The 16,797-nt window shown below is 49.4% G+C and carries 19 protein-coding genes; 7 read left to right on the forward strand and 12 right to left on the reverse strand.

What is annotated here, in order from left to right; genetic code table 11:
• Window positions 1–6 precede the first annotated feature (6 nt).
• Window positions 7–264: a hypothetical protein gene (locus tag MKQ68_RS08260; protein ID WP_244837892.1), complete on the reverse strand. Its 258-nt coding sequence runs from the start codon at window positions 262–264 to the stop codon at window positions 7–9.
• Between the two features lie 232 nt (window positions 265–496).
• On the opposite strand from MKQ68_RS08260, the gene MKQ68_RS08265 reads away from it, so the two are divergent.
• Together MKQ68_RS08265 and MKQ68_RS08270 are read left to right on the forward strand one after the other, a co-directional pair.
• The gene (locus MKQ68_RS08265; RefSeq protein WP_264282883.1) at window positions 497–2,647 is read left to right on the forward strand and encodes a S9 family peptidase; all 2,151 of its coding nucleotides are present in this window, start codon (window positions 497–499) and stop codon (window positions 2,645–2,647) included.
• A gap of 85 nt (window positions 2,648–2,732) precedes the next feature.
• Window positions 2,733–3,122 (forward strand): hypothetical protein, encoded by a 390-nt coding sequence (locus MKQ68_RS08270; protein ID WP_264282884.1) that lies wholly within the window; start codon window positions 2,733–2,735, stop codon window positions 3,120–3,122.
• Here the strand turns inward: MKQ68_RS08270 and MKQ68_RS08275 are convergent.
• Genes MKQ68_RS08275 through MKQ68_RS08285 form a run of 3 tightly spaced genes read right to left on the reverse strand, consistent with a single transcriptional unit; the run spans window position 3,119 to window position 5,306 of the window.
• Entirely contained in the window at window positions 3,119–3,769 is a 651-nt protein-coding gene (locus tag MKQ68_RS08275) for a VIT1/CCC1 transporter family protein (protein WP_244837883.1), read from the reverse strand. The genes MKQ68_RS08270 and MKQ68_RS08275 overlap by 4 nt on opposite strands.
• A gap of 4 nt (window positions 3,770–3,773) precedes the next feature.
• Window positions 3,774–5,009: an ornithine--oxo-acid transaminase gene (gene rocD, locus MKQ68_RS08280; RefSeq protein WP_264282885.1), complete on the reverse strand. Its 1,236-nt coding sequence runs from the start codon at window positions 5,007–5,009 to the stop codon at window positions 3,774–3,776.
• 33 nt (window positions 5,010–5,042) lie between these two features.
• A complete protein-coding gene (locus tag MKQ68_RS08285; RefSeq protein ID WP_264282886.1) occupies window positions 5,043–5,306 on the reverse strand; it encodes an acyl-CoA-binding protein in 264 nt (87 codons plus the stop codon).
• A 154-nt stretch (window positions 5,307–5,460) separates the two neighbouring features.
• Here MKQ68_RS08285 and lepA point away from each other — a divergent pair, with 154 nt between their 5' ends.
• Both lepA and MKQ68_RS08295 read left to right on the forward strand, forming a co-directional pair.
• The gene (gene lepA, locus MKQ68_RS08290) at window positions 5,461–7,248 is read left to right on the forward strand and encodes a translation elongation factor 4 (RefSeq protein ID WP_264282887.1); all 1,788 of its coding nucleotides are present in this window, start codon (window positions 5,461–5,463) and stop codon (window positions 7,246–7,248) included.
• A 120-nt stretch (window positions 7,249–7,368) separates the two neighbouring features.
• The gene (locus MKQ68_RS08295) at window positions 7,369–7,911 is read left to right on the forward strand and encodes a Dph6-related ATP pyrophosphatase (protein WP_264282888.1); all 543 of its coding nucleotides are present in this window, start codon (window positions 7,369–7,371) and stop codon (window positions 7,909–7,911) included.
• 168 nt (window positions 7,912–8,079) lie between these two features.
• Here MKQ68_RS08295 and MKQ68_RS08300 read toward each other — a convergent pair whose 3' ends face one another.
• Window positions 8,080–8,673, reverse strand: coding sequence for a DUF6580 family putative transport protein (locus tag MKQ68_RS08300; protein ID WP_264282889.1), 594 nt, complete (start codon window positions 8,671–8,673; stop codon window positions 8,080–8,082).
• Window positions 8,674–8,713: 40 nt separating this feature from the next.
• A complete protein-coding gene (gene manA / locus MKQ68_RS08305; RefSeq protein ID WP_264282890.1) occupies window positions 8,714–9,925 on the reverse strand; it encodes a mannose-6-phosphate isomerase, class I in 1,212 nt (403 codons plus the stop codon).
• Window positions 9,926–9,975: 50 nt separating this feature from the next.
• Between manA and MKQ68_RS08310 the strand changes: the two genes are divergently transcribed.
• The 3 genes from MKQ68_RS08310 (at window position 9,976) to MKQ68_RS08320 (ending at window position 11,332) form a co-directional block, all read left to right on the forward strand.
• Window positions 9,976–10,335, forward strand: a complete 360-nt coding sequence (locus MKQ68_RS08310) for a YraN family protein (RefSeq protein ID WP_244837875.1) — start codon at window positions 9,976–9,978, stop codon at window positions 10,333–10,335.
• 315 nt (window positions 10,336–10,650) lie between these two features.
• Window positions 10,651–10,992, forward strand: coding sequence for a hypothetical protein (locus tag MKQ68_RS08315; RefSeq protein WP_244837873.1), 342 nt, complete (start codon window positions 10,651–10,653; stop codon window positions 10,990–10,992).
• Window positions 10,993–11,206: 214 nt separating this feature from the next.
• Window positions 11,207–11,332 carry a hypothetical protein gene (locus MKQ68_RS08320; RefSeq protein ID WP_255859924.1) on the forward strand — a complete coding sequence of 42 codons (126 nt, stop codon included), beginning with the start codon at window positions 11,207–11,209 and terminating at the stop codon, window positions 11,330–11,332.
• Between the two features lie 339 nt (window positions 11,333–11,671).
• Here the strand turns inward: MKQ68_RS08320 and MKQ68_RS08325 are convergent, their stop codons facing one another.
• The 6 genes from MKQ68_RS08325 to MKQ68_RS08350 form a co-directional block, all read right to left on the reverse strand.
• Entirely contained in the window at window positions 11,672–12,232 is a 561-nt protein-coding gene (locus tag MKQ68_RS08325) for a biliverdin-producing heme oxygenase (RefSeq protein WP_264282891.1), read from the reverse strand.
• Window positions 12,233–12,265: 33 nt separating this feature from the next.
• Window positions 12,266–13,255, reverse strand: a complete 990-nt coding sequence (locus MKQ68_RS08330) for an SGBP N-terminal domain-containing protein (RefSeq protein WP_264282892.1) — start codon at window positions 13,253–13,255, stop codon at window positions 12,266–12,268.
• A gap of 165 nt (window positions 13,256–13,420) precedes the next feature.
• Entirely contained in the window at window positions 13,421–14,089 is a 669-nt protein-coding gene (locus MKQ68_RS08335; RefSeq protein ID WP_244837870.1) for a hypothetical protein, read from the reverse strand.
• Between the two features lie 63 nt (window positions 14,090–14,152).
• Entirely contained in the window at window positions 14,153–14,905 is a 753-nt protein-coding gene (locus MKQ68_RS08340; protein ID WP_264282893.1) for an SGBP N-terminal domain-containing protein, read from the reverse strand.
• Between the two features lie 29 nt (window positions 14,906–14,934).
• A complete protein-coding gene (locus MKQ68_RS08345; protein WP_264282894.1) occupies window positions 14,935–15,711 on the reverse strand; it encodes an HmuY family protein in 777 nt (258 codons plus the stop codon).
• A 79-nt stretch (window positions 15,712–15,790) separates the two neighbouring features.
• Window positions 15,791–16,771, reverse strand: coding sequence for a helix-turn-helix domain-containing protein (locus tag MKQ68_RS08350; protein WP_264282895.1), 981 nt, complete (start codon window positions 16,769–16,771; stop codon window positions 15,791–15,793).
• Window positions 16,772–16,797: the final 26 nt, after the last annotated feature.

Consider the following 16,797-nt stretch of genomic DNA (forward strand, 5'->3'; position numbering starts at 1 on the left):
TTGTCCTTAGTTCACTTCGTCCTCATCGCCTCGTAACGTACACTCAATTTTGTGTTTCATAGCAGCACTAAATCCTTCCAGCTCAATATTAGGTCGTTCGTCAAGGCAAATACGGATTTTACCGTTTTCCGTCATAAGCAGGTCTTCCATGGGTTCCAATAATGCGAACAACAAACGTTTGCCGCTCTCGGCTAGCTGGTTCAGCAATCGGTCCTCCATTTGAAAGAACTCCCGGTTCTTGTAAGAATAGGTTACCTGTACCATAGTTCCTTTTTTTCTCAAATAGGATTTTAATATTCTAAATAGGATTTTATCGTATGATCCATAAAAATACGTAAAAAAATAAATTGTCAAAATAATTGATTGGTTTTTTTTAGTAATGCGTATCATGATGACTACACCAGCGGTCGCTGAATGTGAAGGATTTCCATTATTTTTAAGCCTCATCATACAAACAACTATGTATTTCAACCGGTTGACCATCACCCGATATTTTTTGGCGATTTGTTGCCTCTCTGCCCTCAACACCGCCCAGGCACAGATGCCCGGCGAAGGATTTAAATGGACCAGCGACGGCCAGTCATTCTACAGTCTTGAGAACGACGGCATCTACACCATCAGCCTGAAAGACCTGAAAAGCACACCTGCCTTAGCTTTATCCGAATTGAAGGACGCAACCGGCAAAAGCCTTAGTATCAGGGACTTTGCCTTTTCTGCCGACGAAAAACAAGTGCTCATATTTGCGAATACCCGCAAAGTATGGCGTTATCATACGCGTGGTGATTACTGGTTGTATAATATCGCCACTAAAAAGCTACAACAGCTTGGCAAAGGGCGCCCCGAGGCTTCTTTGATGTTCGCTAAGTTTTCGCCGGACGGTAAAAAGGTGGCGTATGTGAGTGACCGTAATATATATGTTGAAGATGTGGCAACTGGCATTATTCAGCCACTTACCAAAGACGGTACCCGCCGGTTCATTAACGGTACTTTCGATTGGGTATACGAAGAGGAATTTGGCTGCCGCGATGGTTTTCGCTGGAGCCCGGACAGTAAGTCCATCGCCTTCTGGCAGATAGACGCGACCAAGATCCGCGACTTCTACATGATCAATAATACCGATTCTATTTACTCCCACATCGTGCCGGTGGAATATCCTAAAGTAGGCCAAAGCCCGTCTGCCTGCCGTGTAGGCGTGATCGACATCAACACAAAAAAGACCACCTGGCTGCAGGTGCCCGGCGATGCACAGCAGCATTATATTCCGCGTATGGAATGGCTGCCCGGCAAAAATGAATTGATTCTCCAGCAACTGGACCGCAAACAGCAGGTAGGTAAACTGATGCTCGCACAGGCAGCTACCGGTAAAACACAAACGATCTGGCAGGAGCGCGACAGTGCCTGGCTGGATGTAAAGAGCCGCTGGGACGATGATAAGATATCTGGCTGGGACTGGCTGCAGGGCGGTAAATCGTTCCTGTGGGTGAGTGAAAAAGACGGATGGCGCCACCTGTACAGCATTACCGCCGACGGTAAACAGGAAAAACTGATCACGAAAGGCAACTATGACGTGATCAAGATCAACCGCATAGATGAAGCGAACAACGCCATCTATTTTATGGCTTCGCCGGACAACGCCACACAGGCCTACCTGTACAAAGTAAACCTCGACGGCACCGGAACGGCACAACGGTTAACACCTGCCGATGCTCCAGGTACGCATGAATACCAGGTGAGCCCGAACGGCGCTTTTGCCTTTCATAGTATGGAAAGCCACCTCAAACGGGGCCAGAGCAGTATTGTCAGCCTGCCCGATCATAGAACAATCCGCGAACTGAACGCCGGCAGCGCCAATGCCGGCCAAAACGTGTCCTTCTTCCAGGTAACTACCGCCGACGGTGTTACGATGGACGGCTGGATGGTGAAGCCGTTGAACTTCGATTCTACCAAAAAATACCCTGTTGTATTTTATGTATATGGCGAACCTGCCGGTACCACTGTGACCGATAACGGCGCCGCCGGTTACAACCGCCTGTACGCCGGCAACATGGCAAAGGACGGTTACATCTACATTTCGCTTGACAACCGCGGCACACCTGCACCGAAAGGTCGCGCATGGCGCAAGTCCATCTACCGCAAAGTGGGTATTATAAATGCCCGCGACCAGGCGATGGGTGCTAAGGAAATCATGAAATGGCCGTTCGTAGATGCCAGCCGCATTGCGGTTTGGGGCTGGAGTGGTGGCGGCTCCATGACGCTCAACCTGTTGTTCCAATACCCGGAAATTTACAGCACCGGCATTTCTATTGCCGCAGTAGGCAATCAACTCACTTACGACAATATTTACCAGGAGCGTTACATGGGCCTGCCACAGGAAAACCGCGAGGACTTTGTAAAAGGTTCGCCCATCACTTACGCCGCCAACCTGAAAGGCAAGCTGTTGTACATTCACGGCACCGGTGACGATAACGTACATTACCAGAATGCGGAAATGCTGATCAACGAGTTGATCAAAAACGGCAAACAGTTCCAGATGATGGCTTATCCGAACAGGACGCATAGTATTAATGAAGGTGCGGGTACAACCGGGCACCTGTCACAATTGTATACTAACTTTTTGAAGGAGCATTGTCCTCCGGGAGGGAGGTAATACTGGCATCTATATTTAAGAAAGACGGGTGGCGAGGTATTGCTGCCCGTCTTTCTTATCTTTGCCCCCGCAACAACAAAACATCATGTCCAAATTAAGTATAACAGGAATTATCGCAGCGATCATCGTGATTATCAGTGCCTTCTTGCCGTGGCTGACGATTGAGAGTAAAGGCCTTACCTTTACGGGGCTCGATACAAAAGGCTCCTCGTTCGGTGAGCCGGCGATCTTAAATATCGCGCTGGCAGTGTTCTGTATCGTACTGTTGCTCGTCAACAAACGTCCTGCTGTACTGGCGGCTTTATTTTGCGCTACACTGCTTACGGCCTGGAGTTTCCGTAACCTTTTACTCTTTTCCCGTTGCGAAATGGGCGAATGCCCCCACCGCGAAGCAGGTTTGTTCCTGTCGCTGGTAGGAGCTATTGCTGTATTAGTTTGTGTATTGTTTCAGAAAGGCCCTGCGAAACGGGCTTAGGCCATGTTCCAGGCCAGGGAGATGATATAAACGCCTAACACTACGGCACCACCGATCAGCATCTGGCGGATGGCCATCGGGATAGGGCGTTGTTTGGTCATACGTGATTTCACGTACGCGAACACCAACATCGCCAGCAAGCCGGTCATTAAACCTGCCCTGGATGCGGCTTCAAAGTTTTCGTTTATAAAGAAGGGGAGTAGTGGCAAAAATGCACCTACTATGAAAAAGAAGCCCGTCAGCACAGCGCTGCGAAACGCGCTTGGCGGATGATAATGCACTTCCTGCACTTGTTCCTTCACCAGCATATCTTCCCACTTCTTCTGATCTTCTTCCATTTCGGTGCCGATGTGATCGATCACATGGTCGGCAATGTCCAGTTTCTTCAGTTTCTGTTTTTCCTCCGGCGTCATGGTGCCGCCATCGTGGTCGGCGTTGCCGCGGTTGGCGAAAAAGGTTGTCACCACCAGCAAGGCAGTAACGGCCGCTATAATAATGAAGTGAATGTAATAGAAGTCCTGCACGTTCAGTCCTTTGTCCCAAAGGAGCTGCGAGCTGAATAAAATCACCAGTAATCCATCGGGGAAGCCCAGCAGGAAGTCGGTCCTCCAACCGGTGCTGCGAATTGCTTTTTCTTGTTTCGTCATTCCGTTAATCTAATGTTTTGAGGCTGTGTGCGATAATGTTTACGCACTCCTCTATTTGTGATGCGTTGATAGTCAGTGGTGGCGCGAATCGTATTTTGTCGCCGTGCGTTGGCTTTGCCAGCAGTCCGTTTTCCTTTAGCGCGAGGCACAGGTCCCAGGCTGCGTCTGCATTCGCGTGTTTGATAACGATGGCGTTCAGTAATCCTTTGCCACGCACGAGAGAAGTGTGCGGCGACTGGATGTTCCGGATGCCCGTACGTAACAGTTCGCCCATTGCCACAGCATTTTCTGCCATCTTCTCTTCCTTTAGCACGCCCAGCGCCGTAATGGCTACTTTGCAGGCCAGCGGGTTACCGCCGTACGTGGAGCCATGTTCGCCCGGTTTGATGGTGAGCATGATCTCATCATCTGCGAGCACCGCCGACACCGGCAGCATGCCGCCTGAGAGGGCTTTGCCCAAAATGAGAATGTCGGGCCGCACGTTTTCGTGATCGCAGGCCAGCATGGCGCCTGTACGGGCCAATCCCGTCTGGATCTCATCTGCCAGGAACAATACCTTCGCATCGCTACAGTACTGGCGGGCTTTGGCAAGATAACCTTCGTCGGGTACTACCACACCCGCTTCACCCTGGATAGGTTCTACCAAAAAGCCTGCTACATTTTTGTCCTGCAGCGCTTTTTCCAGGGCGGGTAAATTATTATACGGAATGATTTCGTAGCCTGGCATGAACGGACCGAAGCCGGAACGAGCGGAAGGATCAGTACTAAAAGAAATAACGTTCAGGGTGCGGCCATGAAAATTGTTAGCGCAGATGATCACCTTCGCCTGGTTTTCGGGGATGCCTTTCACCAGGTAACCCCAGCGGCGGCACAGTTTGAGGGCGGTTTCCACGGCTTCTACGCCGGTGTTCATCGGCAGCACTTTATCGTACTCGAAGTAATCGGTGATGTACCTGGTATATTCGCCCAGCATATCACTGTGAAAAGCGCGGGAAGTAAGCGTTAGTCGCTGCGCCTGGTGAATGAGGGACGATACGATCTTCGGATGGCAGTGCCCCTGGTTTACAGCGGAGTAGCCGGAAAGGAAGTCGTAATATCTTTTGTCATCCACATCCCATAAAAAAACACCTTCTCCACGGTCCAACACCACCGGCAGCGGGTGATAATTGTGTGCGCCATACTGTTCTTCCAGTGACAGGTAATGTTGCGATCTCTCGCTGATCGTGAATCCAGGTGCCATACTACACAAAAGTAATGATTGTCAGCATAAATGCTACGCCTCGCCGCGGAGCTTGTTTACCAGTGCAATGTACTCCTGCATGGCAGTGGTGGCGTCTTTACCTTTTAGCGATGCCCAGGCGTCGTATTTGGCGCGGGCCACGAAATCGAAAGGATTAGCGGGCGGCTCGCTATTGAGGTCGCCTTCGGTAGCCTGCTTATAAAGAGAGTAGAGTTGTAAAAGGATGTCGTTATCAGGTTTTTCCGCCAGGGTTTTGCTATTGGCGACGGCTGCTTCGAATTGTTCGCGGAGTTCCATATTAATTTTTGATGATAAATGTAGCTAAATAGGGGCAATTAGCAAGTTGCCTCGCATTTAATAATAACAAAATTTAAATACCTTTGCGCTTTGAAAGAGGTTGTTTTTGGAAGATGTAAGGACACGTACTCTGAGCCGCCTCACTGGAACATTTATGAAGAATATCCGTAATTTTTGCATTATTGCGCATATCGACCACGGTAAAAGCACCCTGGCCGATCGTTTACTGGAGCACACCAAAACCATTTCGGACCGCGACATGCAGGCGCAGGTACTGGACGATATGGACCTGGAACGCGAAAAAGGCATCACTATCAAGAGCCACGCTATCCAGATGACCTACGTGGTTGGCAAAGAGAAATATACGTTTAACCTGATCGACACCCCAGGCCACGTGGACTTCAGCTATGAAGTGTCCCGCGCACTGGCCGCCTGTGAAGGTGCGCTGCTGCTGGTAGACGCTGCCCAGGGCATCCAGGCACAAACGATCTCCAACCTTTACCTGGCGTTGGATAACGACCTGGAAATCATTCCCGTCATTAACAAGATCGACATGGACGGCGCCATGATCCCGGAGGTAAAAGACCAGATCATGGACCTGATCGGCTGCAAGGAGGAAGACATCCTGCTGGCATCCGGCAAAACCGGCATTGGTATCGAAGAAATATTATCCGCTATCGTAGCACGCATCCCCGCCCCTAAAGGCGATCCGGAAGCGCCGCTGCAGGCGTTGCTGTTCGACAGCGTATTTAACTCTTTCCGCGGTATTATCGCTTACTTCCGCGTTTATAATGGCGTGATCAAGAAGGGTGACAAGATCAAATTCGTGAATACCGATGAGGAATACGAAGCCGATGAGGTAGGTATCCTTAAACTGGGCCTGGAACCGAAAAGTGAAGTTTCTACGGGGGACGTAGGCTACATCATTACCGGTATCAAAAATGCGAAGGAAGTAAAAGTAGGTGATACCATTACCCACGTTGCCCGTCCGGGTGAAGGCATTAAAGGTTTCGAAGAGGTAAAACCGATGGTATTCGCGGGTATTTTCCCCGTAGTGACCGACGACTTCGAGGAGCTGCGCGAGTGTATGGAAAAACTCCAGCTGAACGACGCGTCCCTCACGTTCGAAACTGAAACTTCACAGGCGCTTGGCTTCGGTTTCCGTTGTGGCTTCCTTGGTATGCTGCACATGGAAATCATCCAGGAAAGGCTGGAAAGGGAGTTTAATCAAACTGTGATCACGACGGTACCGAATGTAAGCTTCATCGCTTATGACTCAAAAGGTAACAAGTCTACGGTGAACAACCCGTCCGAAATGCCCGATCCTACCAAGCTGGAGAAGATCGAGGAGCCTTTTATCCGCGCCCAGATCATCAGCTTGCCGGAGTACATTGGTAACATTATGACCCTTTGCCTTGGCAAACGTGGTTTGCTCATCAATCAAAGCTACCTTACCACCACCCGTGTGGAACTGATATTCGAAATGCCACTGGCCGAGATCGTGTTCGACTTCTATGATAAACTGAAGTCCAGCACACGCGGTTACGCATCCTTCGATTACCACCCGATCGATTACCGCGAGTCGGACATTGCGAAGATGGATATCCTGCTGAATAGTGAGAAAGTGGATGCCCTCAGCGCCCTGATCCACCGCAGTCGTGCGAACGACTTCGGTCGCAAGCTAGTATCCAAGCTGAAAGAGTTGCTGCCTCGTCAGCAGTTCATGATCGCGATACAGGCAGCCATCGGTGCCAAGATCGTGGCCAGGGAAACCATCAGTGCGATGCGTAAAGACGTTACTGCCAAGTGTTATGGTGGTGACATCTCCCGTAAACGTAAACTGTTGGAGAAACAGAAAGAAGGTAAGAAGAGGATGCGCCAGATCGGTTCCGTAGAGGTGCCGCAGGAAGCCTTCCTCGCCGTATTGAAACTCGACGAATAGTACCCTCACATATCGCCTCAACATGAAAACATTGGTTTCGTGGAGCGGGGGCAAAGACAGTTGTTTTGCAATGATGCAAAGTATCGCAGCAGGCCATGAGCCTCTGTGTTGCTTAATATCATGAACGAGAACGGCCGTATATCCCGCTCACACGCTCTTCCCGCCTCCATTTTGCAGCAACAGGCCGCCGCGCTTGGCTTGCCCATGCAAAACACGCCTTCTTCCTGGCAGGAGTACGAGTTCCATTTCGTGAATGCCTTACAACAACTGAAAGCTACTTACTCGCTGGAAGCCGCCGTATTTGGCGACATCGACCTGCAGGCACACCGTGACTGGGAGGAGATGGTTTGTGCCAAGGCTGGTTTACAGGCTGTACTACCGCTCTGGCAGCAGGACCGCAAACAACTTGTTCTGCAGATGCTGGACGCCGGCATTCAAACGATGATCGTATCCTGCAATACCACCATGGGCCCCGACTTTTTGGGGCGGGTGATGGACAGGCTGCTGATTGCCGACCTGGAAGCGATTGGGGTAGACGTGTGCGGCGAGAACGGGGAGTTTCATACGGTGGTGATCGATTGCCCGCTGTTTAAGACGCCGTTGGCACTGCCAGCGTATTCGAAAGTGCAGCATGAGCAGTACCATTTTCTGCAATGGGAGTAGAGTGATCCGAACGCCGGTATACGAATGATCATGACCGGCAGCGTACCGGTGACTTAGTGCCGCCTGAGGCATCTAAGCATTTTTGAAGCGCAGTACGATTGGATGTACCGCATAAAAAAATCCCCGCAGTATACGCTGCGGGGATTTTCTTTTTATTCAACAAACTTATTAAGCGAGTTGTTTGCTATCCTGCTCCTGGCGGGCAAATACGGGTTGCAGCAAATGGTAAGCGGCAAACAGGAACGCGCTGTAAAACACGTTGCTCATAATGCCGTTCAGGAAAAAGCTGCCGAACACGTCGTTGCGGTAAAAGGGAATAGCGGCCGCGTAGCATTGAATCAGGCCCGCACCGGTTTTGGGGTACAGGTCCTGGAACGCCCAGGTGCCAAAGTTCGAAATGAGGAAGTACAGCAGACCGGTGCCGATAGATGCGAGCAACACGGTGATGGTGTTAACCTTCTTCATTTGGGTGCCAATCCAGGTAATGAGGATGAACGCGCCGTAGTTTACGGCCATGCTGATGCCATAGAAACCCTGGATGGACGTAAACAGTTCGAAAAACAGGTCGCTGAGCAACATCGCCGCAAGCGGAACGAGGTAAGCGAGGCGTTTATCTTTGATCACGATACCGGAAAACAGGGCGCTGGCGCCAATAGCGGTAAAGTTGTAGATGGCCATTTGATTAGTCACCAGGCGGCCGAAGGCGCTCAGGAATATCAGTACGGCGATCAGGACTAAGTGAGAAATCGTTTCTTTCTTCATGTAAAGAGGGATGATTCGCTACAAAGGTAATTAAAATATCTTAGGCAGGAATCGCCGCCTTGAAGATAACGGTTGAAGCAGAAGCCGTTACGCTGTAAGTCTCACCGAAAGCCACAAACGCGCACTGTCCCTTCGTTAACGCCAGTGTGTCCGAACCCGTTACAGTCGCGGCGCCTGACATTAATATAAGGATCTCTGCCGCTGTGCTGGTGTGCTTGTACGTAATACCAGCCTCCAGTTGAATACGGCTTACCTGGAAGTCCGGGGCAGGAGAGTGGTAGATAGCCTCTGCCGGATCGTCGGCCAGCTCACCTCTTACGATTACCGGGTGTACCGCTTCAAAACGCGTATGTTTCAGCAGCTCGGGCACATCGATGTGTTTGGGTGTAAGACCACCACGCAGCACATTGTCTGAGTTGGCCATCAGCTCCACGTTTTGCCCTTCGAGGTAGGCGTGTGGGATGCCCGCGTCCTGGAACACCGCTTCGCCTTCCTGCACCTGCATAATATTAAAGAAGTAGATCGAGAAGATGCCACGGTCCAGGCGCTCGAAGCCAGCCGGATCATTTGCCACCGCGCGGCCTGTCCAGAAAGCAGGATCTGATTTGGACAACGTGCCTGCCTGGTAGTCCGCCAGTGCTTGGTCTGCCAGCGGAGCCAGCATCGTGTTCACTTCATCCTGTGGCATTTCCATCACCTTTTTATACAAACCGAAGTACCCTTCTTTTTCGAAGATAGGCGCCAGCGATGTAAACGCAGGTGTGTTCGCTAATACTGCTTTCAGTTTATCTTCCGGTAAGAAGCCATGCAGCAGCCAGAACTCACCTAAAGCCACCATGATCTCCGGCTTGTGGTTCGCATCTTTATAATTACGATGAGGAGCGTTTAATGGAATACCCGCTTCGTTCTCCCGCGCAAAACCTTTTTCTGCTTCCACTTTGGTGGGGTGCACCTGGATGGAAAGCATATCTTTTACGTCGAGAATTTTGAACAGGTAAGGCAGTTCACCAAAGCGCGATTGTGTTGCAGCACCCAGTACTTCCTGCGGATTGGCCGCCACGAGTTTGTCCAGCGACACATCACCTTCAGGCGTCTGTATCATAGATGGTGCGCTCACGTGTGCGCCCATCCAGTATTCCGCGCTGGGCTGCCCGTTCGGCGCGATGTTCAGTAATTGGGGGATGTAGTCGTATCCGCCCCAGGCATAATGTTGTACCTTTCCTTTTAATAAAAACAGCTTCTTGTTATTCACGCCTGACAATTTTTTCCGGGTTTATAAGGCTGTAAAAATAGAAAAATAGCATGGCTTCTCATCATGAACTGGGTAAAAAAGGCGAAGCGCTCGCAGCCGCGTTCCTGCGTGGCAAAGGACATCGCGTTTTACACACCAACTGGCGCTGGGGTAAAAAGGAGATCGATATTATATCCGAACACGAACGACTCATCATCTTCACAGAAGTGAAAACCCGCAGCAGTTCACTGTTCGGGTGGCCGGAGGAAGCGGTGGATGTACACAAGAGCGATCTCCTGCAACGCGCTGCCAGCCGGTACTTAGAGCAGTATGACCACGAACCGCTGGATATACGCTTTGATATTATTGCCATCACTTTTTCTTCTGAAGAAAATTATGAATTGCTTCATTTGGTGGATGCGATTTCATAAAGCCTAACCAACCCGATCGCATGCCCAGACGTTCTCCTGTAACGGGCGAATGTTTCTTGCAAACACATCGTCCTGTTGTAAAGCAGAAACAGCCTCACATGATATCAATTCATCATGCCTTCCTCATATACATACTTCATTACAACATGATTTCCAAGAGGTTATAAGGTCTTAACATCCAGTTAACAATGAAAAGCATGTGAAATAATTGTAATTATATTTTCCCGCCATACATTTGTACTGTTATCGTTAATCAATCCTACGCAAGAACCTTCGAACTGATCAAATCAGTATTCATAACCCAAAAAGGTTCTTATGACTATCTGGAATTTATTCATCATCGCACTTCACGCCACCGGCGCATCAAGTGTTTTGCCTGTGCAAAATGCTACTGCTCCGGGAGTAATGTATGTGCAGCAGCTCGATGCTCCGAAAGGCGCATTAAGACTGGAAGTGAAGAATATGGATCAGCTGGAAGGCGTAGCGCAGGTCACCATCTATGACGATGCTTATACACCACTGAGAATGATACCCCTGGCGCTGGAGCGTTCATCTGTAAAACACACGGTTGTATTGCAGCAGGTGAAGGATAAGGCAGCCCGTTACTTCCAGTTGAGTGCAGGAAACCAAATGTCAGCAATTACGGAAATCAGATAAGATTAATACACGCAATTAGTACACGCCCGCGGGCAGGATGTACGGAGCTTTCGAGAGTCATTTTACGTTTTTTTGGATGTAGCCGATAAGATTGTTTTAACCGATTTATTCATCATTGTGTGCGTGCTGATTACAATTATCAGTAGGCACCACCGGCAAAAGTTTTAAAATAATGTAATGACCGAAGGCCGGTAACCCCTTTAAAATCAAAATTATGAACACATTTGTTACTTACTTTTTCCTGATCGTTGGTGCTATTTGGGTATACAGGTTGTTGTCGTATTTCTACGGGAACGACGACACGAAGACCTCTAAGACCTACCGCGTAAAACGTTTTTAACATTTTTTATGCGGGCCCGGCTGTTTCGGCTGAAACTTTTGCACAGCATGAGTTTCAGTGATTTACGGTCATCACCGGTCACAACTACTCCGCTCTTTTTGGTATATAGTTTGAATAATTAATTACAAGTTCACCGTTTAAGCAGTAACGTGAACTTCTCATTAGGTCAATTTTTTATGTCATGTAACGCTGGTGTACTTACCGGCACGTTTGTACACCGGCGTTCATGAAAATCGTGTGAATGTTCCCTAATATTTTTTTGATACAAGGCTATATATAATTGGAAATGCAAAAGCCAGGTCGACGGACCTGGCTTTTTTTATGCACTTATTATTTTACTTAACTCACGGTTGCTTCATCAAACACGTCTGCAAAATGAGAAAAGGTATCGTTCGCAGCCTGTATCGCCTGCGCTTCCGCTGCTGCATCGGGTGCCACACTGTTTAATACGCCGATAAACGTGCCCCACATTTGTCCTGTTGCTTCGCCGTAACCGGAGAAGAACGACACGCCTTCGGTAATGCCGCCTTTTGCCAGCATCTGCACAATAATGCTACCACCCATGATCGAGCCTTCCATCACATACAATGCGCCCATGGCCTGTGCTGCATTGGTAATTTCGGGTACGGTGGTGTGCGGTAATTCGTTGGTGTCAAATCCTAATGCTTCCATATCATTCTTGATGTAAGCAGCATGACGGCGGTCTTTATAATCAGGCAGCAGGTCTGCAGTGATATAAGGTTCAATAGCAGTTTCGAGGTGACTGAAATAAGCGTAAAAGTGTTTTAACAGGGTAGCGTAGTCCGCGTGGCTGCGAACGGTTTTTAATTTCTTTACAACGATTTTCTCCAGGTGTAAGTGAGCTTCCCTGGTAGCTTCTTTAATATTTGCGCTGAGCATGTTTCAGATAATTGAGCGGTACAAAAATACGTGTTATTCTACGACTTCGAGGCGATAAGTAAGGTTCTTGTTACCAACAGTAGTGCCAAGTCGCAACCCGGTGTAGGTGCCGACAGGCAAAGTTTCCGGCAGGCGGAAGGTTACCTGGTCGGCGGCGGTGTTGGCCTCCAGGGTTACAGGAACGTACACGCTGGCATCATTGCGCAGAAATGCACCGGTGCCCACGCCTGCGAGATGCTGGCCGCGTACGACGAGCGATTGTCCGCGTTTAGCTGTTTTGGGTAAACCGCCTGCATGAATTAGTACCGCCGTTGTTACCGGCTCCACGATAAACGTTTCCACACCAGGTTCCGGCGTAACGTGCAGGGTGTACAATCCGTTTACGAGGCGCATGGTATACTCGCCTGGCAATACGGTAGGCGGTAATACGAAGGCGGGTCCGGCAGGAGCTACATGCGTAAGCGGCAGCCTGTACTCGCGGGTACTATCGAGTGAGGTGAGGTAGATGCGCGTTTGCGCGGTGTCGGTAATGTAATAATCGCCGTGGTACCATTCATAGTAGCCGTAATGGTTCAAAACCGGGTTAGCAAATTCGCCCGGTGTAATCGCGCGCTGGCGGATCACGACTTTGAGGAAGTATTCTTTTTTACTGCCTACGGCTGCGGTTACGGTATACTTTGTACCGGTCACAAACGGTACTTCCGTGCCGGTGGCCGGACTCACAGTCGCCGAATCGGGCAGCAGGATGGCAGGCTTAATTGTTTTGGGAGGCGTGGCATAATAAGGCCAGTAAATGATGATGCTGTCGCCGATCAGGCTGGCATGCAGCAGCGTGTCCTTACTATAGTTATCGATGGCAAAGTCGACGATGTGTGTACGCCCGGATACCTGTAACGTATCAGGCGCAATGATTTTTTCTTTGTCTATATATTCCTTCTGGCAGCCGGTAGTAGCCACAATGCTACCCAGTGCAATCAGCAAAATCGTTATCGGTAAATGAAAAGCGTTACGGATGTTGTCCATATATTTTTTGATAAACAGTTTTTTTAGCTAATTTTACTACCCTAAACAAGGCAGATGTTTTTGATCTCCTGGTTAATGAATGGTCTTGTGGAATGTTCGAGATTACACAAGTCTTTTGTTAAGGCCGGCGCTGGGTTCCAGTACCGGCTTTCGCTTTTTTATACGTTACAGTGCACGCCAGTTGATGATCACCTGGTTAGCAAGTGTTGGAGGCGCACCAGTTACCGTAAATGATTGTACGGAAATTACGTAAGCTTGTGCACCTGCTGGTGGAGCAGCATCGTAACAATCGCTGGTACCGTTAGCATTATACCACAGCACGACGTTACGGGTAACTACCGGTACGTTCGGAGGCGTTTGTGAGTAAGCATAATAGCCAGTGCCGTAAGAAGTGAGCACGGTATTGTAACCTACTACGTTACAAGGATTGCTCGCAGGGGCAGCACCTTTGTGAGCTGCGTTGTTTTTTCTCAGGATGCCTAAGCGGATAGTGCTCCAGTCTTCGCATGCATTTTCCAGCGCATCTACACCGATAAACCAGTCGGTTGTAACGGGACGAATAAAGCTGGCTGCATTACCTTCAAACTGGATGGTAGGGCCACCAGGGAAAGTGAAGCTGGTGGGAACGGTACCTGCATAGGCATAACTAGTGCCGGTTGCATTAATGGTATCTGTATTCCACTCACAGTCCTGCAACAGTGCGCTGCTGGCGCGGGTAGCACCGTTAAGGGTCAGTACTTCTTCTGATTTGGTTACGCCTTCTTTCTGACAGGCGGTGGCAAACATGCCGACGATAGCTACGGCAGCAATAGAACGGATTAACTTGTAATTCATAAGGCTTATTATTTCGGAGATCAAAAACATCTGCACTTAATATGTTGCAGCGGAGAAATATGGTTATTGTGGTATGTTGCTAAAGCGAATCGGGTATTTCATTTTCGTTTTGAGTGCGTAGCTGCTCACCTGCACCCAGTAGTTCGTTCCGGCTGTTATGCCAGCTGTTTTAGCGGCTGCGGGCGACAATGAAAAGGTAATCTCGGTGGATTTTTCGGCCGTTGCTTCATACGCACCGGAAAGCACTGTTTTGCCCTCCGCATCGAGTACCTGCATGCTCGTAATCGCTCCGTTCGGAATGATGTTTTCGCCTTTGATGAGCATGAATACAGCTGCTGCGAACGAGTACACTTTGGGAACGTTGGAAGTACTCAGCTCCGCCAGTATCAGTTGCGGCTGTTGCACGACGATGTTCACTTTGTATTGCGCCGTTTCCTTGCTTTTACCGGTTACCGTGTAGGTGATCGGTGTGGTGCTGAACACAGGCAGTAACTCCGTAGCGGCCGGACTAATGGTCGCACCCTGCGGCAGTGTGATGTCCGGTTCTATGAAATTAAAAGCGTAGTCGGACGGCAGGTAGATGGTAACTTCTTTTTTGCTGTTGTTCACATTGGCGTAAATGCCTTGCTCATCGGCGGTGGCCACGGCGAAGCTGATAATGCGGTTGTCTGCCTGGGTGGTCACGGTATCGGTTACAGGATCTGGTTTTGTTTCGGTCCAGTTGATGACTTCTTTTTTACACCCGGCCATGATCACGAGACCAGCGGTGACGAAAAATAGCGGCAATGATTTTATAAGGCGCTGCTGATGGTTCATTATCTATCTGATTTTGGGAGAATACTTGCTTACTTGATTTCGAATTTTTTACTGCCGGCAGGTACCATCACGTATTCAAACGTAAAGTACATATGCGGCACATCACGCAGCCATTTGTCGGGAGTAAAGGCATCTTTATAGCAACTGATCATACGCAGTTTCGCATAGTTGCCTTTCGCTGTTTTTACAACAAGTGTACGGGGCGCCATTTTTTGTCCGCTCGCGAGTTTGAGACTATCGGCCAATGCGTAGGCTACGTGTTGTTTGTCACGTGTGCCATTACCCACCGTGTTGCCGGTAAAGTCGTAGAGATACCAACCAATGCCCTGGCCAAACTCACCCGCATCGTCCGTTCCGTAAACATCTTTGCCGGTTTTGAACTCCGCATCTGCAGGAATATCTACCACATCTTCAAACTTCTTTTGAAAGATGATGATGCCGCCTTGCGAAGGTGCGCCGGCGCCGTGGTTCTTTGTGTCTTTACCGTTGTTGCCGGATAAAAAGCTTTGGTACAAACCGCCCATCGCCAGGTCCCAGGTGCTGGTGCGAACGTATTTGTCTTCGATGGATTTATGCTGCTCGAGGCTGTAGAACAAAGTAGCTTTAGGTTCCAGCCGATTGCTGTCCGTAGTATCGCCTTTGAAGTTTTCTACGCGTAACAGTTTGTAAAAGTTACCGTGGTTGACAGTCGTAGTATCTTCCGGGTTGGGTGTTGCGTCGCCGTTTTTACCGCAGGACGCCATTAATACAGGCAACACGGCAACAAACAGGTAAAACAAAATGGGCACTCGTAACTTCGGGATCATGGTGTAGATTTAATTGCTTGCGCAAATGTCTGCATAAGCATTGACCATGAAAGGAGAAGTAGTAGCCATTAAAGGAAAACTACCTGCGCACTTTGTTGGGCGCTACACCGAAGTGTTTCTTGAACGCACGCGTGAAGTGCGATACATACTTATAGCCGGTTAAGAACGCCACCTGCGACACCGGGATGTCGTTCAGTAACATCGTTTTCGCTTCATTCATCTTTACCTGGTTCAGGTAACCATAAACGGTGTTGCCGAATACTTCTTTAAAGTGTTTCTTCAGATACGCTTCGTTGGTGCCCACCTGGTGCGCCAGGTCGATAAGCGAGCAGGGACTTTGCATATTGGACAGGATGATCGATCGTGCCTGGTGCATGCGTTCTATCTCGACAGACTTTAGGCCGGATGCGGGTTGACGGCTGTTACGCTGCTCGTACGCCTCCAGCTCCATCGACAATAATTCACCTAACTTACTTTTGATGTAAAGCTGTTTGTAGCGCCCTTCCATAGGGCAGCTGAGCATTTCGTACAGGATGCTGCTGCTTTTGCCTTGTATAGATAGATTGGCGTTGCTCATCGGCGTGGGCGTGTTTTTCTCCAGGCTGTTATGCAGCGTAGAAAAGAACGGATGCTCCTCGGGCACATAACGCAACATCAGTTCGGGACTCACGCCCAGTTCGAATATTTCGAGCCGTTCGCCGGGTTGCCATTGTAGTTGTATATCTTCTTTAGGAAGGAAAAGGTAATTGTATTCCTGCTTTTTGAAAGATGCGAGCTGCTGCCTGCTGCCATTTACCTGGTATGCTTTGCTGCCGCTGATGGTATAACTCAGCTGGATAAACGGACTGTTATTCTTAAAGGTAATCGCGCCGGGTTCCGAAGACTGTACATTATAATATCCCAGGCTGATGCCATCGGGCGATGCCAGTTCATAGATGTTCCCCTGGTGGCCCGGCCTGTTGACCGGTCGCCTGTTTTCCCTGATCGCGGAGCCGTGGTTTTGATTGATGTCAAAACTGCACGATAGGGAAGTGGGTTGTTGTTTAATCATTCCTTCCATGGATGTGGATGTCTGAGGTTATCGGT

The organism is Chitinophaga horti (assembly GCF_022867795.2).
Lineage (GTDB): Bacteria > Bacteroidota > Bacteroidia > Chitinophagales > Chitinophagaceae > Chitinophaga > Chitinophaga horti.